Below are 20,351 nucleotides of genomic sequence, written 5' to 3' on the forward strand. Positions count from 1 at the left end.
AAGATTGTTGTCCAATCCTGGGGGTTCACATCAAGCGGCCTTTTTTTAGTTAAAGCTGTTCGTCACGACTGACGACTTTGCCTTGAACCGCCCAGCTAATGCCAAACGCAACTAAGGCAAGGATGAGCACGAAGGCGAACCCGAAGTGGGAACCCAGCGTCTGGCCAGCCACGCCGCTTTGCTGCGCGGTACCAACGGCGACCATGCTGGTGGCAATGGCAGTCGCCACGGCCCCGACGATTTGTTGCAAAGTGTTCAAAATCGCGGACCCATCCGCGCTTTCGGCCCCACTGAGGCTATTCAACGCGTAAGTCTGGGCTGGCGACATGGCCAGCGGCGCACCAATCATCAAGATGACGTGGCCGGCGATGACTTGGACCAAAGAGCTGTGCGCATTGGTGGCCAACAGCAACACGACGCCGACCATGGCAATGATGAAGCCAATGCGCGTCAGCCATTTGGCGCCGTAACGGTCATACGAGCGACCGGCGATGGCGGAGACGGCCGCATTCACGACGCCGCCGGGCAACATGATTAGCCCAGTCATCGCCACCGGCAGCCCCATGGTGCGTTGCAGATAACTTGGCAACAGGTACATCGCCGCCAAAATGACGCCGAAGTCCAGCATGACCAGCAAGGTCCCGGTGGTAAAGGCGCGATTATTGAACACGCGCAGGTTGAGCATCGGCGTTTCGGTGTGCAGCTGACGCAAGGCGTAAGCCACCAAGCCGATGATCCCAACGATCAAGGCGAACAAGACAGGTAAGGCCAACCAGCCGGCATCGGAGGCCATCGAGGTCCCGATGACGATGCCGCCAAAGCCCACGGTCGATTCGAGAATCGATAACCAGTCAATCTTCTGACCGGTTTGCGGATAAATGTTTTCCATGGCGATCGCCGTCAGCACAAAGGCGATGGCCAACACCGGCACGAACATCCAGAAAATGGTGTGCCACGTGGATACCGCCAGCACGAGCCCAGTTAACGTCGGGCCGATGGCAGGGGCAAACATGATGACCAAGGCCGCCATCCCCATGACGGTCCCGAGTTGATACGGCGGGAAAATCTGCATGGCAACGGAAAACATTAACGGCAAAACGAGCCCGGTGCCGATGCCCTGAATCATCCGGCCGATCAAGACGACTGGAAAGACGGTCCCGACGGCAGAAATGATGGCGCCGACCATGAAGGCCCCCAAGGCGAACAAAACGATGGGCTTGGTGGTGAAGCGGCGCGTCAACAGGCTCGACAGCGGCATGCAGATACCGATCACCAACATGTAGCCGGTAACCAGCCACTGCACAGTGCCTTGGGTGACGCCGAGGCTCCCCATTAAGCTTGGCAGCGCGATGTTCAGCGCGGTTTCGGAGAACATGCCGACGAAGCTGCCGATCATGAGTCCCAAGATGGCCAAGGCGGGGTGCGCGATTTGCACCCGCGCTTTTGGCATTGATTGTGATAATTCCATGTTATTCCTCCATTTCTTAGCAAAAAAAAACACCGGCACACTGGCCGGTGAGAGTTCAGCCTAGCGCTGGTTGGCGCGACGCTAGGCGATCGAATTTATTGCAACGTGTGTTAGTATACCAGGATATTTTCAGTAAAGTCAACCGTCAATTTCGATTTGACCCTGACCCGGCCAGCAACTAACATAGAATTACCGTGTTTAATTGGTAAAATGATTCGTGAAAGCAGGTCGCTCGTTTGTCCAAAACCAAATCCAACCCCATGCTGGTCGTCGCCACCGTCGGGCTCATGTCCTTTCTCGGCGTCACCACCGAAACCTCGATGAACGTCACCTTTCCCACGTTAATGCGTACCTTTCACGTCAGCATGAGCACCATCCAATGGGTGACCGCCGGGTACTTGCTGGCCGCCGCCTTGGTGATGCTGACCAGCGCTTATATGAAACATCGCTTCACCAACCGCGCCCTATTCATGAGCGGCGCGGCCTTATTCATCCTCGGCGACGTCGTTTGCGCCACGGCGCTGAGTTTTCCCCAGTTGCTGATTGGGCGCTTGATTCAAGCCGGGTGCGTGGGCCTGTGCACGCCGCTGATGGTGAACATCATCTTGGATGTCGTGCCGCGGGCGAAACTCGGCTTTTACATCGGCATCGCCAACATGATCGTGATGATTGCCCCGGCGCTTGGCCCGACTTTCGGCGGCGCGGTGGTGGCGGTGGCCAGCTGGCGGATGATTTTCTGGTCGACGCTGCCGGTGGCGGTGGTGTTGCTGGTGCTCGGCGCCACCACGATTCGCCAATATACCCCCACCACGCCATACGCCTTTGACTGGTTGCGCTACGGCGTGCTGGCCGCCAGCCTGATTGCCTTCATCGTCGGCTTGAACACGTTGAGTAGCGGTCACTGGGGCCTGATTCTTGGCCTTCTCGTCGTCACGGTAATCGGCCTGGTCAGCTTCGTGTGGCTGTCGCGTCACGCGACGCGGCACCTGTTTTCTTTGGCCGTGTTTCGCCAGCCGGCGTTTTTGCTGAGCTTCCTGCCGTACATCATGCTGCAATTCGCCAACGTTGGCATCAACTTTCTGTTGCCGAATTATGTGCAAACGGTATTTGCCGCCTCGAGTCTGGCCGGCGGGTTGATCCTCTTGCCAGGCAGCCTGTTCAACGGCTTCGGCCAGCCGGTGTACGGCTGGCTACTCGACAAGTTTGGGGGCCGCCTGCCCTTGTACCTCGGCGACTTGCTGTTCACTGTTGCCGTGCTGGTGCTGGCCGGCTTCGGTAATCGGCTCGGGGTGGTCGGCGTCACGGTGGTGTACCTCGTGTTTGCCATCGGCCGCTCGATGGCCTTTGGCAACACGGTGGCGTATGGGTTAAAGCTGTTGCCTGCGAGCTACCAACAAGACGCTAACGCCTTGTACAACACCGGCCAGCAAGTCGCCGGTGCGGTGGGCACCACCGTATTGGCGTTAATGATGAACATGATCCACACCCCAGGAGCCACCGCCGCGCAAAATGTGGCCGCCGGCAGCCAGTTGGCCTTCGTCTTACTGGTGTTGCTCGGTGTCGGCATCGCCTGGCTCTTTCGCCGCCTCTTGCACCTGCCGGCCCCAACTGAAAAACTCCCGACGCGTTAACGTCGGGAGTTTTTGCTACCAGAGATAGTGCACTGGATTTTTAATCTGTTCATCGTAGACATTTTGCACAATCTGCATCTGCGCCTGGCTCAGCGGCGGCAAGTCGCTGGCGCGGGTGTTGCGCGCGATTTGTTGCGGGTTGCTGGCGCCGGGAATCACCGCCGACACCGCGTCGTACATCAGAATGTAGCGCAGCGCCAAGCCGGCTAAGTCGCTAGTGCCCAGGCGCTTGGTCAACGCCTGCGCGGCTTTAACGCCGGTGAGGTAATCGACGCCGGAGAAGGTTTCGCCTTTGTCGAACAGCTCGCCGTGGCGGTTGTTGCTGCGCTGATCCGTTGGGGCAAAGGTGGTGTCCGCCGTGAACTTCCCGGTTAACAACCCACTGGCCAGCGGCACGCGGGCCAAGATGCCAACGTTGCGCTGCTTGGCTAACGGGAAAAATAGCTCGGCCGGACGCAACCGGAACATGTTGAAGATGATTTCCACAGCGCTGATGTCGTAATCCAGCGCCTTAATCGCCTCTTCCACACGCTCCACCGACACGCCGTAATGGCGAATCTTGCCGGCTTTTTTCAGTTCGTCCAGCGTCCAAAACATTTCGGGCTGATAATAGGTGGCCATCGGTGGGCAGTGCAGCAACACGCAATCCAAGGCGTCCACGCCCATGTTGGCCAGCGACTCGTCGACGTACCGCCGCAGGTGCGCCGGGTTGAAGTGTTCAGCCGACAGCTCGGGTTCCTTGCGGCCAATTTTCGTGGTGAAGTGCACGTCGGGGTGGGCCTTCACGAATTCCCCCACCGCGCGTTCGCTGGCGCCGTTTTGGTAACCATCGGCGGTGTCAAAGAAGTTCACGCCTTGGTCGTAAGCTTCGGCCAGCGTCTCGCGGGCGGTGGCGGGGTCATAAGGCGCGCCCCACTTGCCCCCGAGCTGCCAAGTGCCCAGCGACACTTCAGAAATGGTGTAGCCAGTATTGCCAAACGTTCTATATTTCAATCGTGTCTCCTTTGCATCAAGGCAGGTCGTGACCGGCAGAATAGTACAAATCGTACCAATCCTGCGCAGCCAGGTCGATGTCGGCGCCGTCGATGGTTTCCTGCAAGTGAGCCTGATTCATCGTCCCCGCAATCACCTGGGTGCTGACCGGCAACCGCAAAATCCACGCCGCCGCGATGGCACTCTTGCTGGTGTGGTACTTGTCGGCCATTTCCTGCAACTTGGCGTTAACTTCTGGATACTTCGGGTTGTCGAGGAAGACGCCTTCGAAGAACCCGGCTTGGTATGGACTCCAAGCTTGAATCGTCATGTGGTGTAGCTGCGAATATTCATAGATACCGCCGTCGTGGCTGACGCTGGCGGGGTCGGTCATGTTGACGTGAATGCCGCGGTCGATCATCCCCGTGTGCATCAAGCCCAGTTGCAACTGGTTCGCGACCAGCGGTGCGCCGTATGCCTGTTGCACCAGCTCGACTTGCAGCGGGTTAAAGTTGGACACCCCGAACTCGCGCACCTTGCCAGCAGCGCGCAGCGTGTTGAACGCGTCACCGACCTCTGCTGCGTCCATCAGCGGATCCGGCCGGTGCACCAGCACGATATCCGCGTAATCCATGTCCAGGCGCTTGAGGCTGGCGTCCACGGCCGCAATCAGGTGCGCCTTGGAAAAGTCATAGCGATGATTCTCTTCGTCGTTGCGAATGCCAACCTTGGTTTGGACAATCACCTTGTCCCGCGCAATGCCGGCTTCGCGCAGCGCGGCGCCGAAGATTTCTTCGCACTTGCCGCCGCCATAAATATCGGCGTTATCAAAAAAGTTAATGCCTCGGTCAACCGCAAACTGCAACAGCTTGGCAATTTCACTGACCGGATGCGAATCAGCACGCATAATGCCCAGGGCGATTTGACTGCCCACAAACGCACTGGTTCCGATTTGAGTTGTTTTCATCATGCACCTCCATGCAAATTGTTAGGGTACAAGCTCTATTTTAACCTTTGCCGGAAACCGATTCCAGCCCCGGTCGGCCGCCCCTCACCCGCTGGCCACATTTTCCGCTCGCCGGCTTGGCCTGGCATGGTACAATGAGCCCATCATGAGAAAGAAAAGAGGATTTTGCCATGCCAACTGCCTTACCACCACGGTCAACGGTTGATCCCGCCACCACCTGGGACCTGACCGCCATTTATCCCACTCCCGCCGACTTTCGGCGCGACCAAACGGAGGTGGCCGACCTCACGCGCGATTTTGCCCGCATGTACACCGGCCGCCTGCATGAGGTGCCGGTGATTCTCGACGCCTTAAGCGACTTGGAGAATATCCTCACTCGGGCCAATCACCTCTCGAGCTACGCCTACTTCAGCTATTCGGTTGACACCACCGACACCGCCAGCACCGCGCAGCTGAACACCGTGTCGACCGTGTTGGCCAAAACCGATGCGCAGCTGAGCTTCGTCGACGCGGAGTTGCAGGCTTGCAGCGATGAGACCTTGGCGGCGGTCGCGGCGACTGACGCCGACCACGCGGCCTACATTCGCCACGTGAAGGCGCGCAAGGCGCAGGCCTTGCCGCTGGCCGCAGAAAAAGCCATCGCCGAGCTCGGCCCGGCGCTCGATGCCCCAAGTAACATCCGCGACCACACCATTTTCGGCGACATGGACTTCGGCACCTTCACCGCACATGGCAAGGAATACCCCTTGTCCTTCGTGTTGTACGAAGAGGAATACCAGAAGCACCCGGACACCGAGATTCGTCGCGCCGCTTACCACCAGTTCTGCGACACCTTGGCCAAGTACCAAGAAACCATGGCCGCCGGGTACTATAACCAAGTTGCCAAAGAAAAAACCATGGCGACGATGCGTGGGTATGATTCCGTCATCGACTACCTGTTGGCCCCGCAAGAATCTAACCGCACCTTGTTCAACCGGCAAATCGATTTGATCATGAACGAGCTGGCGCCAGTGATGCGCCGCTACGTCACCCACATCAAAAACCTGTGGGGGCTGGATCACATCGGCTACACCGACTTGCAAATCGATTTGGATCCCGAATTTTCGCCTAAGGTCACCTTGGATCAGGCTTCAGAATACATCAGCCGCGCCATTGCGCCGATGGGTCAGGCCTACCACGACCGCATCATGCGCGCCTTTCCTGAGCGGTGGGTCGATTTTGCCGCCAACGCCGGGAAGGACTCCGGCGCCTATGCCGATTGTCCTTACGGCACGCACCCCTATGTCATGATGAGCTGGAGCAACACCTTGCCGGCGATTTACACCTTGGTGCACGAGCTGGGGCACACCGGCCAAATGAGTATCGCTAACGAGCACCACTCGATTCTCGCCAACGAACCGTCGACTTACATCGTCGAAGGTCCGTCCACGTTCCACGAGCTGTTGTTGACTCACAGCCTGATCGAAACCGCCGATTCCAAGCGTCTGCAGCGCTTCGCCTTAAGCCGCCTGCTGTCTGACACCTACTTCCACAACTGTGTGACCCACCTGCTGGAAGCCGCGTTTCAGCGGGAGGTGTACACGCTGATTGACGCCGGGGAGTCCTTTGACGCCGCCAAGCTCAACGAACTCAAGCGCGGCGTCTTGCACAAGTTCTGGGGCGATGCCGTCGACCTCGACGACGGCCGGCCGGAATTGACCTGGATGCGCCAAAGCCACTACTACATGGGCCTGTATTCCTACACGTATTCGGCCTCGATGGTCGTGTCTACCGGCGCCTACCTGCGCGTGCGTGATGAGGGCCAACCCGCCATCGCCGACTGGCAGAAGTTCCTGGCGCTGGGCGACAGCCTGCCGCCAATCGAATCCGCCGCCGTGGCCGGCGTGGACATCACCACCGACGCCGCATTGAAGCAAATGATCGCGTTTCTCGCTGACACCGAGCAGCAAATCGAGGCACTCAGCGCGGCAATTCAATAACCCACCAACCGGGCACTGCGAGGCAGTGCCCGGTTTGCTTGCGCCCAAGGTAAATTTATGCGAGAATCACGCTAAACTGGAGGTTGTGACATGCTCACGTTAACGCTATTGTTGCTTGCCTTACTCATCACCTGCGGCGTGCGCTGGTGGCTCGACCAACACCAAATTCACGCCCAATTGGCCACGCATAAAATGATGTTGCCCGTGCAGATTCGCGGGGCGCGCCGCGTTTACGTGCGCGGCTTGTACCGCCAAACGCCGCGGGTCAACCACTGGCGCTATGCGGCCATGGCCTTGTGGGTCTTGGCCGGTTTGCTGGCGTTTTACGGGGCCATGGGGCTTCTGGAACAGGCCAATCAAACCAGCGGGTTGCTTCCTCTGACCTTTGGCACCGGCAGCGCCGATGCGGCATCAATTGGCTGGTGGGGGGCTGTGGTCACCGGCCTGCCCGCCGCCTTGATTCAAGCCTATCTGGTGGGCTGGCGCACCCGCACCTTAATCGCCGCGAACCAAACCGCCGGCGAAACGCCCACGGATTTGTACTGGACCCCAACGCCGGTGCTGATTCGCCTCGAACGGCTGGATTGGCTCGCCTTGGGGTGGCTGGTCGCCTGCCTACTAACCGCGGCCATCGGCACCCAGCTCGGGTGGTTCACGCCACTGGGCTAGGCCATGTCGGCTTCGTCCACATACATCCGCACCGCGGCCAGCAGCGGCGCAATTTCGCCGGTTTCCGAGCAAGCCGGCTGGTGGTTGCGGCGACTTTGCCAGGCGGCGACGAGCTTCAGCCGCAGCGGCAGCGTCCGCGGATCGATGTGCCCGTGAAAATAAAAGAACTGCGGCTTGCCTTGGCAATCCACGAAGCAGCGGCGGCGCACCGCGTTGTAATCGATTTGGCCACTGGCCTCCACCCCGGTGCCAAACACCAATAACCGGCTGGGCAAGACGGCCTTAAACTGGCGATAAAACGCGCGAAACCCGCCGACGCGGCCGGCCCACATGTGCCCGCCGTACACCACTAGCTGCGCCTCGGTGAGATCCCTTGGCGTCACGAATTTAATATCCAACACTGGGCAATGCATGCGCTTGGCGATTTGCATGGCAAAGCGCTGCGTGAAGCCCGTTTGCGACGTATATACCACGACGGCATCTGCCATTTTGCTCCCGCCTTTCTAGTCCTAACTCAATTGTAGCAAGGCGGCAACGGCGGACTCAAGCTTGGCACGCGGCGATGTGGTAAACTAAACCTACACGCGAAAGGGAGGTCTTTCAGATGGAAATCACACGACACGGCACGGTTTTGCACACGAATGGCGAGCCGCCAAAGCTCGAGCATTCCCTGCCGGACTTCACCGTTTTGACCGCCTCTGGCAGCCAACTGACGCCGGCGCAAATGACTGGCAAACTCACGCTCATCAGCGTGGTCCCAGACATCAACACCCGGGTGTGCAGCCTGTCCACCAAGACGTTTAACCAAGCCATGGATCAATTCCAAGGCATCAACTTCTATACCATTTCGACCAACACGATTGCCCAGCAACAAGACTGGTGCGCCGCAGAAGGCGTGACCCACATGCAGTTGCTCGCCGACCCCGACGGTCAGTTCGGCACGGCCATGGGCTTGTTTGTCGCCGATAACAACACCGACGCCCGTAGCGTCTGGATCCTGTCGCCGACCGGCAAAATCGTTTACCGCGAATTGATTCTCGAGCAAACCGATGAACCGGATTACGCCAGTGCCTTGGCCTACCTTGAGGCCCACCAACCACACGGCGTCGACGAGGACTAACGAATTGGCCGCCTGCGCGGCCTTTTTTCTTTTTCGTTAAGGCACCGGCAAAACTGCCGCTGCTGGGCCCAATTGGACTAAATTAAAGGCAGCAATGGTGAGGTGTGGGCAATGAACCCGAAACTAGAACGGTTTTTCCGGTATTACAACCTAGTGTTAACTATCGTCTCGGTGCTGGCCATCGTGACGGTCGGCCTCGATTGGCTGAACCTGATTAGCCTCAACACATTAGTCGGCCGACTGATGGTTTCCATTCTCCTGGTGGTGTTCGCCGCCGACTACCTGATGCGCCTGATCATGGCGCATGGCAAGGCGCGGATGCTGGCAACCAACACCTTCCGCTTATCGGCGCTGGTGCCAACCGATAGCGTGATTTCCCCCGAGCACGTCCGCGGCATCTGGCGTGACGTGCGCGCCCAGCAGCGCCGGCTACACGCGCGGTGGCACCACGCCACGGCAAAGTTTCGCGGTCGCTTGATGCGCTTTTTGCGTGGCGGCGGGTTAATTTATTACTTGGGGCTGTCGGCCACGTTGATTCTCATCGCGTCGGCCATTTATGCCTATGCCGAGCACACCGATTTTGCTAACGGCTTGTGGTGGGCCATCGTCACGGCGACCACCGTGGGCTACGGCGACATCGCCCCGCACACCTTGCTGGGCCGCACCGTCGCCGTCGTCTTGATGTTCACTGGGATTGGGTTGATTGGTACGTTGACCAGTTCCATCACGGCCTACTTCACCGCCACGCCGCCGACGGTCACCACCCCCGCCGACGAACTGCTCAAGTACGAGCAGCTGCGCCAAGCCGGTGTGATCAGTAAGCAAGAGCTCACCCAACAGAAAAATAAATTGCTTCACTAGCAAAATACCGGCACCCGCAAATTGCGAGTGCCGGTATTTTGTGTTAAGCACTTTGCTTGGTCAGCACGCCGTCTTCCATGCGGTACAGCTCATCGGCAAAGGCGGTGAGGCGCGCGTCATGGGTGACAATCACCACGGCTTTGTCATGCGTCGTGGCCAAGTCCTTGAACAGCTGGCCGACGATTTTGACCCGGTCGCTGTCTAACGCCGCGGTGGGTTCGTCGGCGAGGATGATCGTCGGGTCCGGGTACAACGCACGGGCAATGGCCACGCGTTGTTGTTGGCCGCCGGATAATTCCGCCGGATACTTGTCCAGCAAGTCCGCGATGCCCAGTTGCGTCAGGACCTCATGCAAGGTCTCCGGCGGCAGGTTGCCGCCGCGCTTGACCCGGTCGACCAGCTTAAACTGATCGGCCACCGTTAGATACGGCAACAAATGGTACGCCTGCAAGACAAACCCGATGGCGTCGAGGCGCAAGGCATCACGTTGCTTGGCGGTGCGCTGCGCGTAACTTTTGCCCCCGACGGTCACGGTGCCGCTGGTTGGCGTCAACAAGCCGCCGGCAATCGTCAAGAACGTGCTTTTGCCGGAACCAGAGGGACCCATGATCAGGCTCAACGTGCCGGGTTCGGCCGCGAAGTTGACATCGTGAAGCACCTGGACGCGCGCGGTGCCCGTGCCAAACACCTGATTGACGTGTTCAATTTCAAATGCACTCATGGTTAACCTCCTATGACTGAAACGGGATCGACGTGTAAGACGGCCCGCACCGGAATCAAACTACCTAACAACGCCATCACCAGCAGCCCGGCCGCCACGGCGGTCAGCAGCGGCAGGTCAAACGCCATCGGCACGGCGGCAGGTAAAATGGCGGCAGTACCGATGGTGAAGAGCGCCGCAATCACCAACCCGGCCACCACTAGCAACAACGATTGGCCAATGGTGGCGCGCACCAAGACGCCGCTGGGAATGCCTTGTGCGCGCAACACGGCGTAATTCGGCAGCTTTTGCATGGTGAGAATATACAAGAACACGGCGATGATCACCAGTGAAATCACCATCAAAAAGCCGATCATCATGCCAAACGTCAGGTTTTGCGCGGAGTATCCCGGCAATTTCTCGATCACTTGCTGGGTGTCGTAGGTCTTGGTACCGCTAGCCGGGTTGGTGTAGCCGGCGCGCTTAGACACCACGGCGCTGGCCACCGTGCCCACCGCGCCGCGAATCTGTTGGGCGGTGGCGAACTGGCCGTACAGCACCGGCGCGATGTTTAACTTGGCGTGGTCGGTGAAGCCGACGATGGTGTAGGCCTGCTTGGCACTGCCGAGCTTCACGGTGCTGCCCAGCTTGTAGCCGCCCTGCTGAAACGCCATATCGGCCACCACCTCGTGGGCCGCCTGCGCACGCCGGCCGCTGGTGAGCTTGAGGTTCTGGTAGATAAACTCCCCTTTGCGGATGCCGATGAAGACGGCGGACTGCTGCTTCTTCCCGCTGGCCTTGGCCACCACCGACACCTCATTCAGCGCGGCCTCTTTGCTGGTTAAGTCCGCGATTTGGGCGCTGGTCAGCGTGGATTGCCGCATGTCCGTATTTGCCGTCGCGTTCAACGTGATGCGCTGCACGTGCCAGGAGTTAATGGCGTCGGTGTTTTCATGGGCGAGCCCGAGGGCCAACCCGGTCAGAATAAAAATCAGGTAGCCAATCAAGGCAATCATGGCGATGATTAACCCCGAGCGTAATTTTTCTTTCTTAATTTCTTTTAAGGCTAAAAACATGGTGCCCTCCTACTCCGCTAAGGCGGCTTCAAGCTGCGCGAGGCGCGCGTCCAAGGTGTCCGGCGCCAACAACACGTCCCGCAAGGTTTGGTGATACAGCGTCGTGAACGCCCAGGTCTTCGGCGCCGCGATGCGCGACGGCTGCACGCCGAGGAACCCTTCGTTATAGCGGTAGTGCATCACAATCAGCGCCTGGTAGCCGCAAGCATCGGCGGCGCCGACAAATTGCCGAATCGCATCGATGTACACCGCGGTGTTGTGGGGGGTGGGGCGCTGCGGCAACTGGCTGTGGATCTCGCGCATGGCCTGCTGAAACACGTATTGATACGCATCGGTCAGGTCTTGAAAATACTTATAAAACGCGCCGCGCGCGATGTCGGCGGCCGTGACGATGCGGGCGACTTGCGCCTGGGCCAAGGGGTAGTGGCTAAACTCGGCCAATAACGCGGCCGTCACCCGCGCCTGCTTGGCTTCGGGTAAGTGTTCAAATGTCGGCAGGACCATGATGAGATCTCCTTCAGGTGGGTGACACGGTGTCACCAAAATTAAGCATGCGGTTAGCATACCGCCAGGGTGACACCGTGTCAACATTTTGCGTTCACTTTTTTCTGAAAATCGGCTAAACTGAATGCAGCAGGAGGTGCTGTATGCATACTGAACATGATGCACTCGGGGCAGTTTCGGTCCCCGATGACGTGGACTGGGGCGCCCAAACCGAACGCTCCCGCCACCATTTTCCGGTTGGCCCGCGGATGCCGCTGGCGGTAGTGCGTGGCTTAATTACCATTAAGCTTGCCGCTGCCCAAGCCGCCCCGGCTGCGCCCAAGCGCGACGCCATCGTGGCGGCGGCGCAGGCCTTACTCGAGAGTCCCGACGCCGAGCTGGCCCAGCATTTTCCCTTGCACGTGTACCAAACCGGGTCCGGCACGCAAACCAACATGAACGTCAACGAGGTCATCGCCCACCGCGCCAGTCAACTGGCGGGCGTGGCGGTGCACCCCAACGACGACGTCAACGCCGGCCAGAGCTCCAACGACGACTTCCCCACCGCGATGAACCTCGCCGCCTACCCCGCCGTCTCCGCGCTGATCACGGCGGTCACCCGGCTCACCGCCACGCTGGCCCAAAAAGCTGCCGACTACGCGCAGGTGGTGAAGCTGGGGCGGACCCATCTGCAAGACGCCACCCCGCTCACGCTTGGCCAAGAAATCAGTGGCTGGCAGGCCACGCTGGCCGGTGACGCCGCCACCCTCACCAGTTTGCAGTCACAATTGTTGGCGTTACCGCTGGGCGGCACGGCCGTGGGCACCGGCTTGAACACCACGCCGGCCCGCACGGCGACCATCATCGCCAACATCGCCGCCATCACTGGCACCCCATATGTCGAAATGCCCAACAAGTTCCACGGCCTCACCGCGCACAGCGAGCTCACCACGGTGCACGGCGCCGTGCGCACCTTGGCCACGGACTTAATTAAAATCGCCAACGACCTGCGCTTTTTGGCCAGCGGACCGCGGGGCGGCTATGGCGAGCTGACGATTCCCGCGAACGAACCCGGCAGCTCGATCATGCCGGGCAAGGTGAATCCCACGCAAGCCGAGGCCCTCACCATGATTGGCGCGCGCGTCATCGGCAACGATGCCACCATCGGGTTTGCAAACAGCCAAGGCAACTTCGAGCTCAATGTCTACAAGCCCATCATCATCAGCGCCTTTCTCGACTCGTGTACGCTACTCGCCAGCGGCATCACGCAATTCACGCAGCTGTTGGTCGCCGGCTTCACCGCCAACGTTGACCACATGCAAGCTGTCGTCGCCAATTCGTTGATGCTGGTGACGGCGCTAGCGCCACACATCGGCTACGAAAAAGCCGCGCAGCTGGCGCAACAAGCCCAGGCCAGCGGCGCCAGCCTGAAAGAAACGGCGTTAGCGTCTGGGTGGGTCAGTGCCGCCGACTTCGCCAAGTGGGTCGATCCGCTAGCCATGACCAACCCGCAAGCCTTACAATAGGCCTATCACTTGGAGGTGATCTCATGGAATTTCTGCCTGTTCGTATTTATGCGCATGACGCCCCAAGCGGCTATCGCCTGTTGGTCGACCGCGTGTGGCCGCGCGGCATCAGCAAGGAACACGCCGCGTTAGATGACTGGGCCAAGGCGCTGGCGCCAACCACCGAATTACGCAAATGGTTCGGCCATGATCCGGCAAAGTTTACCGAGTTTCAGCAGCGCTACTTGGCTGAACTTGACGCCAATCCGGCGGTGGCGACGGTCGTCACCGAGCTCCGCCAGGCGGCTCCGGCACGCGTCTTGGTGCTGTATGGCGCCAAAGATGAAACCCACAACAACGCCGTGATTCTCGCGCCGTATTTGGCTGCTAAGGTGAACGCATGACAAAAGCCGCCTTCCGCCGCGCCCAGCTCAGCCGTGTGAAAGCTGCCGCAGCCGCCACTACCGCGGCGGCCCCGGCGTTAATTGCCCGCTTGCAAGCCACCGCAGTTTGGCAAGCCGCGCACACCGTGGCCACAACCGTCAGCGGCCCCGGCGAGGTGCCAACGGCGGCGCTGATGGCCGCCGCTCACGCCGCCGGGAAAACAGTGCTGTTGCCGCGCACCATGCCTGAGCATCGGCTGGCGTTTCTCCCCGACCCGGGCCCCACACACCGCGAAATCAGCGCCTTCGGGATTCCGGAGCCGCCATATGTGGCTAGTGCCGTGGTGCCAGTGCCGGATCTCATCATCGTGCCCGGGCTGGCCTTTGCCCAAGATACCGGCGCCCGCGTCGGGTTTGGCGGCGGGTATTACGACCGCTTCTTGGCTCACTACCCCGGCCCCACCGTGGCCTTGGTGCCGCCGGTGATGACTTTTGCCACGGCGCAGTGGCCCGTGTTCAAGCACGATATGCTGATTGGCCAGCTGATTTTCTGAAAATTGCTTGGAGCCAAGCCCAAACTTGCGCTACACTAACCATAAATGATGTGAACCTGCTGCTGAGGCGGCAGGTTTTCTGTTAGAAAGAAGCCTACTTTTGTTCACTGCGTTTACCTCTAGTGTCGCCGGCGTCACCGAAATCTTGATTCTCATTGCCATTGGCTATTGGCTCACCGCCCGCGGCTGGTTTACCGACCGCTCCAGCAAAATCATCGCCAAGGTGGTCACGCAAGTCGCCTTGCCCGCCTACATGATTGTCACCATCGGCGAAAAGTTCACCGCCAAGCAGCTGTTGACGCTCTTGCCGGACCTGCGCTTTCCCTTGCTGTTGATGGTGATTCTGTTCGCCATTTCGTTTGCCATGTGCGCGGCCTTACAAGTGCCCAAGGGCCGGCGTGGCTTGTTCAAGTCGATGTTTTTCAACTCCAATACGGTGTTCATCGGCCTGCCGGTGAACATGGCCTTGTTCGGCCCCAAGAGCCTGCCGTATGTCTTGGTGTATTACATGGCCAACACGACGGTTTTCTGGACCATCGGCGTCTACCTGATTCAAAACGACGGCCCACGCGCGGCGAAGTTTAACCTGCGGCAAACGTTAGGAAAAATCTTCTCGCCGCCGCTGCTCGGTTTCATCGTCGGGGTCATTCTCGTCTTATTGCGCATTAAGTTGCCGAACTTCCTGCTCAGCGACCTAACCTATGTCGGCGACCTGACGATTCCCGGGTCGATGTTTTTCATCGGCATCGCCATGCACCAGGCGGGCCTGGCGCACCTGCACGTCGATCGCGAAATGCTTGGAATCTTCAGCGGCCGCTTCTTATTTGGCCCGATTGTGATGTGGCTCTTGGTCTTCGCCGCGCCGGTACCGGCCATCATGAAGCAGGTCTTCTTCCTGCAGTCGGCGATGCCGGTCATGACCAACGCGCCGGTGGTCGCCAAGCTATATGGGGCCGACGCTGGTAACGCCGCGATTACCGTCGCCGCCACCACGTTGTTCAGCATGATTGTCATCCCGATCATCATGGTGATCGGCCAAGGCTTGCACTAAAAAGCGCCGGTGAACAATGACTTGTTCACCGACGCTTTTGCGTTAGGCCAGCGACGGCCGGTACAAAGACACGACCTCGCCGAGGATGACGACACTATCAAAATACATATCCGCCATATCGTCGTTTTCGGGATGCAGGCGCACCCCGTTTTGTTCCCGGTAGAAGCGCTTGACGGTGGCTTCATCGTCTTCGGTCATCGCCACCACGACCGCGCCATTTTCAGCATCTGACTGCTTGTGGACGATGATCTCGTCCCCATTCAAGATGCCAATCTTAATCATCGAATTCCCTTGCACGCGCAACATAAAGAGCTCGTCGGTTTTATACGGCACGTCGTCGGGCAACGGGAAGTAATCGTCAATATTCTCAATCGCGGTAATCGGAACGCCGGCTGCGACCGTGCCGACAATCGGAATGCCGCCTTGACCCACGCCGATGAAGTCGCGACCCGCTGGCGTGATCTCCAGCGTCCGCGGCTTGGCGGGGTCCTTGGCGATCAGGCCTTCCGACTGCAGCCGATCCAGATACGCCGCCACGGTGCTTGAACTCGATAAGCCCACTGCTTTGCCAATTTCGCGGACCGTAGGCGGAAAGCCTCGGTCTGAAATGTGATCATAAATGGTTTGCAAAATCTGGCGCCACCGTTCTTGGTTCGCTTGCATTGCCATTTTCACACCGCCTCTACTAAGTTTAGCTTTATTGTACCAAGCCGAACGCATGTTTGCAAAATAATTTGGTGCGCGTCGGGCAAAATAAAAACACATCGCCGTTACAGGCGATGTGTGACTGGGATATGGTGCATCTGCCGGCGATCGCACGCCGTCTTGCGCATTTCGTAAATCACGCCGAGCACCACGTCGACGGCCATCAAGCCGATGCCGATTGCGGCAAAATTCGTCACCAGCAACCCGGCGGTCACGATGACCATGACGCGCAGTGCCCACTGCATCACTTTCGTTTCTCGCATGTGCTGGCCTCCTTTGCAAATATCTGTGCTTAAGTATACAGAATTTCGCGCGTTTGTAAAGGCCACTTTTACATAACTTTTACAAATGAGGCCGTGCTGCCGGGCTTCGCCGCGATATGCCCGTCAGCCTAAAGTCGCATCTTTACATTTCTAGGGACTAAAGGTCGCTTGCCCGCCGTGAATTCGGTATCATGAAGGTAAACGCGAAAGGAGCTGGCCCATGAAACAAAATTGGTTTTATCGCCGTTTTTTAGATAACCACTTTGCGGTGATCATGTTTGATTTGTTGTTGGTCCTGCTGGCCATTTTTGTCTTCACCAAAATCGCCTGGGTCTTCCAGCCGGTGTGGGCCTTTCTCGGCATCGTGGCGCCGCCGTTTATTTTCGCCGGCATCCTTTATTACTTATTGGTGCCCATCGTCAATTGGCTGGAACGTCACCACGTCCCGCGCCTGGCCGCCACAATTGGGTTACTGCTCGGGTTGCTGGCGCTACTGATTTTCGGCATCGCGCGGTTCGTCCCGGCGGTGGAAGCACAGGTCACCAGCATCGTCACCGGCTGGCCGACGATTTGGCGCCAATTCACGAACTGGCTGATGCGCTTGAATGAACACCAGACGCTGATTTCGCAAGCCGACTTGAATAAACTCGGCAACGAACTCGTCAGCCTGGTCGCCGGGAAAAAAGGCTCGCTGCTGACGGGCACGGTGAGCCAGCTGCAAAATCTGGTCGGCATCGTCGGCAACGTCGTGATCACCATCGCCACCGCCCCGATCATCCTGTTCTTCATGCTGAAGGACGGCGCCCGGTTCCCGCAACTCTTCGTCAACCTGTTTCCGGTGCGCATGCGCCAAGACTTGCGCGAAATGCTCACCGAGATGAACGACAAGGTTGGCTCCTATGTGCAAGGCCAAATCACGGTGGCCATTGCGGTCGGCATCATGTTCATGACTGGCTACAGCATCATTGGCTTGAAGTACGCCTTGATTCTCGGCTTAATTGCCACCCCGCTGAACCTGATTCCCTACTTTGGTTCGGCCTTGGCGATGGTGCCAAGCCTCGTGATGGGCGCGATGACCAGCCCGAAAATGTTGATCGGCGTGATCATCGTCTTCTTCATCGAATGGCTGCTGGAGACCCAGGTCATTTCGCCGCTAGTCATGGGCAGCAAGCTCGAATTACACCCCATCACGATTGTGGTGGTATTATTAACCGCAGGCAACCTGTTTGGGTTGGTCGGCGTGATTCTCGGCATTCCGGGATTCGCCGTCATTAAAATTATCGTGACGCGGCTGTTTGCCTGGTACCGGCAGGTGTCGGGACTTTACGACGAGCCAAAGGAGTCCAAGTTATGAACGCATTTTTAATTGCCCTCGACGCCGGGTTACTCGGGTTAGGCGCCTTCTTCATTTACTGGCACGGCCAAATCGATGTCCGTGCCGGTTACAGCACCTTCCAGATCCTGTTCGCGGCGATCTTCGGGTTCTGGTTCATCACCACCGGGATCACAAATTTTCCGTATATCGTGTTTGTTGCCGCCTTTATGACGCTGGCCATCATGGGTGGCGCCAGCGGCTTAACGCCGACGCGGGTCATCGCCACCGGCATGTTTTCCCGGGTGATCCCCTACACGAAACTCGTCGGCGTCACCCTGACCCCGCTCTCGCTGCCCAACGGTCGCTCCGTGATTGTCGCCGTGTTCAGCCTCGGGCCACACCGCTTCGTGCGTATGACCTTCAGCGCCGGCCTCGAAGAATTACTCACCATTCTCCGGCCGCGCGTCCCAGAAGCAATTACGATTACTATTCAAAAAGTTCAATAGCATCAAAAAAGCTCGCAAATTTGCGAGCTTTTTTAGCGGGAAATGCGCTGGTATTGCGGATGCTTGCGTAAGGCGAACAGTGCGGCCAAGACGAGCACCACGGCTGCACCGGCCATGATGAAAAACGGTTCAAAGACAAAGCCGAGCATGTACAAGTAGATGAACGCCATCAGCAGCCAGCCGATGCCTAAATCGATGCCGAACCGGCTCAAGCGCGTGCGGGCGCGGCCGTCTGCATACGCCAACCAATAAATGCCTAACGTGAGGCCGAGCCCGAAGCTCAAGGTGCTGATGATTGCCACGACGGTGGTTGGATGCAACACGAACCAGCCAAACCAAGTAAAGATGGCAAACGAAATAATCAGGACAATCAGCATTCCCCAATGTAACTGTGGTTTCTTGACGTGTGACATGGCCGGCTCCTTTGCTAGTTTTGACCATTATACCGAAAAAGTGCACACTTGACGATAACTAATCGCATCACAGGAGGCACCTGATGGAAAACTTACAATTTTTCGCCACCCCAGCCGGCTTCACCACCACGCGCGGCGACGTGCCGAACCCAGAACCGCACGACCTATTGGTGGCAGTCGCCGGAATTGCGGTCAATCCCATCGACTTAAAGTTACGCGCCGGGTTGCTGCAACCCACCGTTTTGGGCTTCGACGCCGTGGGCAAGGTGGTCAGCACCGGGGCCGCGGTCACCGATTTTTACCCCGGCGACCGCGTCATTTACGCCGGCACGACCAAACGGCCCGGCAGCAATCAACAATTCCAATTAGTCGATGCGCACCTCGCCGCCTTAGCCCCAGCCGACTTGCCGACCGCCACCTTGGCCGCCTTGCCGCTGGTCGGCCTCACCGCCTGGGAATTATTATTTGAAAAACTCGGCTTCACGCCGGCAGCGAATGCCAACCCTGGCACCTCGCTGCTGATTATCAACGGCGCTGGCGGCGTCGGCACCACGCTCGCGCAACTGGCTCAATGGGCGGGGATCACCGTCTTCGCCACGGCGAGTCCGACGCACCACGCGTGGTTGCGTCAGCACGGCGTCACCTATCCACTCGATTATCATCAAGACTTGGTGGCAGCAGTGACGGCGTCCGGGCACGCCGCCGTGAACGCCGTGGCGATTTTGTACGCACCGGAAGCCTATCTGGCAACCGCCAGTGCGTTGATTGCGCCGCTGGGTCACATTGCATCGATTGTGACCCCGAGTGAGCCCCTCGACTTGGCGCCACTCAAGCCCAAGTCGGCGAGCTTCGCCCAGGAGTATATGTTTACGAAGTCTGATTTTGGGGTAGCCATGGCGAGTCAGGGTGAAATTCTGGCTCGCCTGGTGGCCTTGGTGGCGGCCGGCCAACTGGATCCCGGGGTCAGCGAAACATTTACCGCCATCACCAGCGAGAACCTGGCCCGAGCCAGTGAGCTCGTTAAATCTGGCCACACCGTGGGGAAAATCGTGCTGACCGGTGAGTTTGCCGAGTGACGGCGTAGCTTCCGCCAAATCGGTTCGTCAGCCTACGCCAAATAACCCGCACTAGCAATTATTAATGCCGGTACGGGTTATTTGTTTACCTTAGCTTGCGCTTGAACGTCAGGTCATGATTCTGCGTCCAAGTCCCGCGCTCCCTTGTCATGAACCGGGCGGGCAACACTGGCCCTCGTACGTCTACGAATTGCCAGTGGCAGTTTTGTCTTGCAAGTAGGCCCAAAACTGCTGCGAGAAGCTAAAGCAATGGGCGAATGATGCTGGCGGCCCGCAGCCTGTGCGAGAATCTCGCACACTTGGTGATTCAATGACCGACGGATCCACTAGGCACGGCAAGCCCTGAGCGAATGGTGAGGAGAAACGCAATGTTCTCACTCATGTCCGCGTGGCGAGATGCGCAGTTGGTCCAAAAATAGTCATCGAATCACGAACCTGTTCATCTGGAGCTGCGCGGGCTTGCGCCGATAATGCACGGTCAGGAGATTCACAGGTCATTGGGCGACTAAAGCTGGCGGCCCGCAGCCTAGACGAAGTATTGCTGACTGCCCAAGTCTGTGCGGCATCACCGGCCGGCGAATCTCGCACGCATGGTGACTCAACAACCGAAGGATCCGCTAGGCACGGCAAGCCCTGAGCGAATGGTGAGGAGAA

Annotated in this window: 22 protein-coding genes; 12 read left to right on the forward strand and 10 right to left on the reverse strand. The window is 58.6% G+C overall.

Annotated features, from left to right (window positions below; all coding sequences use genetic code 11):
• Positions 1 to 49: 49 nt before the first annotated feature.
• Positions 50 to 1,468, reverse strand: coding sequence for a DHA2 family efflux MFS transporter permease subunit (locus FD02_RS08115; protein WP_056951615.1), 1,419 nt, complete (start codon positions 1,466 to 1,468; stop codon positions 50 to 52).
• Between the two features lie 260 nt (positions 1,469 to 1,728).
• Here FD02_RS08115 and FD02_RS08120 point away from each other — a divergent pair, with 260 nt between their 5' ends.
• Positions 1,729 to 3,099 carry an MFS transporter gene (locus FD02_RS08120; protein WP_056951899.1) on the forward strand — a complete coding sequence of 457 codons (1,371 nt, stop codon included), beginning with the start codon at positions 1,729 to 1,731 and terminating at the stop codon, positions 3,097 to 3,099.
• 15 nt (positions 3,100 to 3,114) lie between these two features.
• Here the strand turns inward: FD02_RS08120 and FD02_RS08125 are convergent, their stop codons facing one another.
• The gene (locus tag FD02_RS08125; protein WP_082603359.1) at positions 3,115 to 4,092 is read right to left on the reverse strand and encodes an aldo/keto reductase; all 978 of its coding nucleotides are present in this window, start codon (positions 4,090 to 4,092) and stop codon (positions 3,115 to 3,117) included.
• A gap of 16 nt (positions 4,093 to 4,108) precedes the next feature.
• On the reverse strand, positions 4,109 to 5,038 hold the full coding sequence (locus tag FD02_RS08130; RefSeq protein ID WP_054723307.1) for an aldo/keto reductase: 930 nt from the start codon (positions 5,036 to 5,038) through the stop codon (positions 4,109 to 4,111).
• Positions 5,039 to 5,208: 170 nt separating this feature from the next.
• Here FD02_RS08130 and FD02_RS08135 point away from each other — a divergent pair, with 170 nt between their 5' ends.
• Entirely contained in the window at positions 5,209 to 7,017 is a 1,809-nt protein-coding gene (locus FD02_RS08135; RefSeq protein ID WP_056951619.1) for a M3 family oligoendopeptidase, read from the forward strand.
• Between the two features lie 90 nt (positions 7,018 to 7,107).
• On the forward strand, positions 7,108 to 7,686 hold the full coding sequence (locus tag FD02_RS08140; protein ID WP_054723306.1) for a hypothetical protein: 579 nt from the start codon (positions 7,108 to 7,110) through the stop codon (positions 7,684 to 7,686).
• On the opposite strand, the gene FD02_RS08145 is transcribed toward FD02_RS08140, so the two are convergent.
• Positions 7,683 to 8,174: a flavodoxin domain-containing protein gene (locus FD02_RS08145; RefSeq protein WP_056951621.1), complete on the reverse strand. Its 492-nt coding sequence runs from the start codon at positions 8,172 to 8,174 to the stop codon at positions 7,683 to 7,685. The genes FD02_RS08140 and FD02_RS08145 overlap by 4 nt on opposite strands.
• 116 nt (positions 8,175 to 8,290) lie before the next feature.
• Here FD02_RS08145 and FD02_RS08150 point away from each other — a divergent pair, with 116 nt between their 5' ends.
• Both FD02_RS08150 and FD02_RS08155 read left to right on the forward strand, forming a co-directional pair.
• On the forward strand, positions 8,291 to 8,806 hold the full coding sequence (locus FD02_RS08150; protein ID WP_054723304.1) for a thiol peroxidase: 516 nt from the start codon (positions 8,291 to 8,293) through the stop codon (positions 8,804 to 8,806).
• Positions 8,807 to 8,917: 111 nt separating this feature from the next.
• Positions 8,918 to 9,667, forward strand: coding sequence for an ion channel (locus FD02_RS08155; RefSeq protein ID WP_054723303.1), 750 nt, complete (start codon positions 8,918 to 8,920; stop codon positions 9,665 to 9,667).
• Between the two features lie 43 nt (positions 9,668 to 9,710).
• On the opposite strand, the gene FD02_RS08160 is transcribed toward FD02_RS08155, so the two are convergent.
• Genes FD02_RS08160 through FD02_RS08170 form a run of 3 tightly spaced genes read right to left on the reverse strand, consistent with a single transcriptional unit; the run spans position 9,711 to position 11,947 of the window.
• Complete coding sequence (locus FD02_RS08160) at positions 9,711 to 10,388, reverse strand: ABC transporter ATP-binding protein (RefSeq protein ID WP_054723302.1); 678 nt, start codon at positions 10,386 to 10,388, stop codon at positions 9,711 to 9,713.
• A 2-nt stretch (positions 10,389 to 10,390) separates the two neighbouring features.
• A complete protein-coding gene (locus FD02_RS08165; protein ID WP_056951623.1) occupies positions 10,391 to 11,443 on the reverse strand; it encodes an ABC transporter permease in 1,053 nt (350 codons plus the stop codon).
• 9 nt (positions 11,444 to 11,452) lie between these two features.
• Positions 11,453 to 11,947, reverse strand: coding sequence for a TetR/AcrR family transcriptional regulator (locus tag FD02_RS08170; RefSeq protein WP_054723301.1), 495 nt, complete (start codon positions 11,945 to 11,947; stop codon positions 11,453 to 11,455).
• Between the two features lie 143 nt (positions 11,948 to 12,090).
• On the opposite strand from FD02_RS08170, the gene FD02_RS08175 reads away from it, so the two are divergent.
• From FD02_RS08175 to FD02_RS08190, 4 genes are all read left to right on the forward strand, one after another.
• Positions 12,091 to 13,452, forward strand: a complete 1,362-nt coding sequence (locus FD02_RS08175; protein ID WP_054723300.1) for a class II fumarate hydratase — start codon at positions 12,091 to 12,093, stop codon at positions 13,450 to 13,452.
• A 23-nt stretch (positions 13,453 to 13,475) separates the two neighbouring features.
• Entirely contained in the window at positions 13,476 to 13,835 is a 360-nt protein-coding gene (locus FD02_RS08180; protein ID WP_054723299.1) for a DUF488 domain-containing protein, read from the forward strand.
• Positions 13,832 to 14,368 carry a 5-formyltetrahydrofolate cyclo-ligase gene (locus FD02_RS08185; protein ID WP_056951626.1) on the forward strand — a complete coding sequence of 179 codons (537 nt, stop codon included), beginning with the start codon at positions 13,832 to 13,834 and terminating at the stop codon, positions 14,366 to 14,368. The genes FD02_RS08180 and FD02_RS08185 overlap by 4 nt, the downstream gene beginning before the upstream one ends.
• A 100-nt stretch (positions 14,369 to 14,468) precedes the next feature.
• Positions 14,469 to 15,419, forward strand: coding sequence for an AEC family transporter (locus FD02_RS08190; protein ID WP_054723363.1), 951 nt, complete (start codon positions 14,469 to 14,471; stop codon positions 15,417 to 15,419).
• Between the two features lie 42 nt (positions 15,420 to 15,461).
• On the opposite strand, the gene lexA is transcribed toward FD02_RS08190, so the two are convergent.
• A complete protein-coding gene (lexA, locus tag FD02_RS08195) occupies positions 15,462 to 16,088 on the reverse strand; it encodes a transcriptional repressor LexA (protein ID WP_056951628.1) in 627 nt (208 codons plus the stop codon).
• Between the two features lie 101 nt (positions 16,089 to 16,189).
• The gene (locus tag FD02_RS08200) at positions 16,190 to 16,387 is read right to left on the reverse strand and encodes a hypothetical protein (RefSeq protein ID WP_054723364.1); all 198 of its coding nucleotides are present in this window, start codon (positions 16,385 to 16,387) and stop codon (positions 16,190 to 16,192) included.
• 220 nt (positions 16,388 to 16,607) lie between these two features.
• On the opposite strand from FD02_RS08200, the gene FD02_RS08205 reads away from it, so the two are divergent.
• Both FD02_RS08205 and FD02_RS08210 read left to right on the forward strand, forming a co-directional pair.
• Positions 16,608 to 17,741: an AI-2E family transporter gene (locus FD02_RS08205; protein ID WP_056951631.1), complete on the forward strand. Its 1,134-nt coding sequence runs from the start codon at positions 16,608 to 16,610 to the stop codon at positions 17,739 to 17,741.
• Positions 17,738 to 18,208, forward strand: a complete 471-nt coding sequence (locus FD02_RS08210) for a hypothetical protein (protein ID WP_054723365.1) — start codon at positions 17,738 to 17,740, stop codon at positions 18,206 to 18,208. The genes FD02_RS08205 and FD02_RS08210 overlap by 4 nt, the downstream gene beginning before the upstream one ends.
• Positions 18,209 to 18,240: 32 nt before the next feature.
• Here the strand turns inward: FD02_RS08210 and FD02_RS08215 are convergent, their stop codons facing one another.
• The gene (locus tag FD02_RS08215) at positions 18,241 to 18,621 is read right to left on the reverse strand and encodes a hypothetical protein (RefSeq protein ID WP_054723366.1); all 381 of its coding nucleotides are present in this window, start codon (positions 18,619 to 18,621) and stop codon (positions 18,241 to 18,243) included.
• An 83-nt stretch (positions 18,622 to 18,704) separates the two neighbouring features.
• On the opposite strand from FD02_RS08215, the gene FD02_RS08220 reads away from it, so the two are divergent.
• Positions 18,705 to 19,697: a zinc-binding alcohol dehydrogenase family protein gene (locus FD02_RS08220; RefSeq protein WP_056951633.1), complete on the forward strand. Its 993-nt coding sequence runs from the start codon at positions 18,705 to 18,707 to the stop codon at positions 19,695 to 19,697.
• Positions 19,698 to 20,351 lie beyond the last annotated feature (654 nt).

The sequence above is a fragment of the Lacticaseibacillus nasuensis JCM 17158 genome (assembly GCF_001434705.1).
Taxonomy (GTDB): Bacteria; Bacillota; Bacilli; order Lactobacillales; family Lactobacillaceae; genus Lacticaseibacillus; species Lacticaseibacillus nasuensis.

Excerpts from the sequence above, each read along its gene's own strand:
- FD02_RS08150 (WP_054723304.1), top strand. The coding sequence starts at position 8,291 with ATGGAAATCACACGACACGGCACGGTTTTGCACACGAATGGCGAGCCG.
- FD02_RS08130 (WP_054723307.1), bottom strand. The coding sequence starts at position 5,038 with ATGAAAACAACTCAAATCGGAACCAGTGCGTTTGTGGGCAGTCAAATC.
- FD02_RS08170 (WP_054723301.1), bottom strand. The coding sequence starts at position 11,947 with ATGGTCCTGCCGACATTTGAACACTTACCCGAAGCCAAGCAGGCGCGG.
- lexA (WP_056951628.1), bottom strand. The coding sequence starts at position 16,088 with ATGGCAATGCAAGCGAACCAAGAACGGTGGCGCCAGATTTTGCAAACC.
- FD02_RS08200 (WP_054723364.1), bottom strand. The coding sequence starts at position 16,387 with ATGCGAGAAACGAAAGTGATGCAGTGGGCACTGCGCGTCATGGTCATC.
- FD02_RS08210 (WP_054723365.1), top strand. The coding sequence starts at position 17,738 with ATGAACGCATTTTTAATTGCCCTCGACGCCGGGTTACTCGGGTTAGGC.
- FD02_RS08220 (WP_056951633.1), top strand. The coding sequence starts at position 18,705 with ATGGAAAACTTACAATTTTTCGCCACCCCAGCCGGCTTCACCACCACG.
- FD02_RS08155 (WP_054723303.1), top strand. The coding sequence starts at position 8,918 with ATGAACCCGAAACTAGAACGGTTTTTCCGGTATTACAACCTAGTGTTA.
- FD02_RS08140 (WP_054723306.1), top strand. The coding sequence starts at position 7,108 with ATGCTCACGTTAACGCTATTGTTGCTTGCCTTACTCATCACCTGCGGC.
- FD02_RS08135 (WP_056951619.1), top strand. The coding sequence starts at position 5,209 with ATGCCAACTGCCTTACCACCACGGTCAACGGTTGATCCCGCCACCACC.
- FD02_RS08215 (WP_054723366.1), bottom strand. The coding sequence starts at position 18,621 with ATGTCACACGTCAAGAAACCACAGTTACATTGGGGAATGCTGATTGTC.
- FD02_RS08160 (WP_054723302.1), bottom strand. The coding sequence starts at position 10,388 with ATGAGTGCATTTGAAATTGAACACGTCAATCAGGTGTTTGGCACGGGC.
- FD02_RS08120 (WP_056951899.1), top strand. The coding sequence starts at position 1,729 with ATGCTGGTCGTCGCCACCGTCGGGCTCATGTCCTTTCTCGGCGTCACC.
- FD02_RS08185 (WP_056951626.1), top strand. The coding sequence starts at position 13,832 with ATGACAAAAGCCGCCTTCCGCCGCGCCCAGCTCAGCCGTGTGAAAGCT.
- FD02_RS08165 (WP_056951623.1), bottom strand. The coding sequence starts at position 11,443 with ATGTTTTTAGCCTTAAAAGAAATTAAGAAAGAAAAATTACGCTCGGGG.
- FD02_RS08115 (WP_056951615.1), bottom strand. The coding sequence starts at position 1,468 with ATGGAATTATCACAATCAATGCCAAAAGCGCGGGTGCAAATCGCGCAC.
- FD02_RS08175 (WP_054723300.1), top strand. The coding sequence starts at position 12,091 with ATGCATACTGAACATGATGCACTCGGGGCAGTTTCGGTCCCCGATGAC.
- FD02_RS08180 (WP_054723299.1), top strand. The coding sequence starts at position 13,476 with ATGGAATTTCTGCCTGTTCGTATTTATGCGCATGACGCCCCAAGCGGC.
- FD02_RS08205 (WP_056951631.1), top strand. The coding sequence starts at position 16,608 with ATGAAACAAAATTGGTTTTATCGCCGTTTTTTAGATAACCACTTTGCG.
- FD02_RS08145 (WP_056951621.1), bottom strand. The coding sequence starts at position 8,174 with ATGGCAGATGCCGTCGTGGTATATACGTCGCAAACGGGCTTCACGCAG.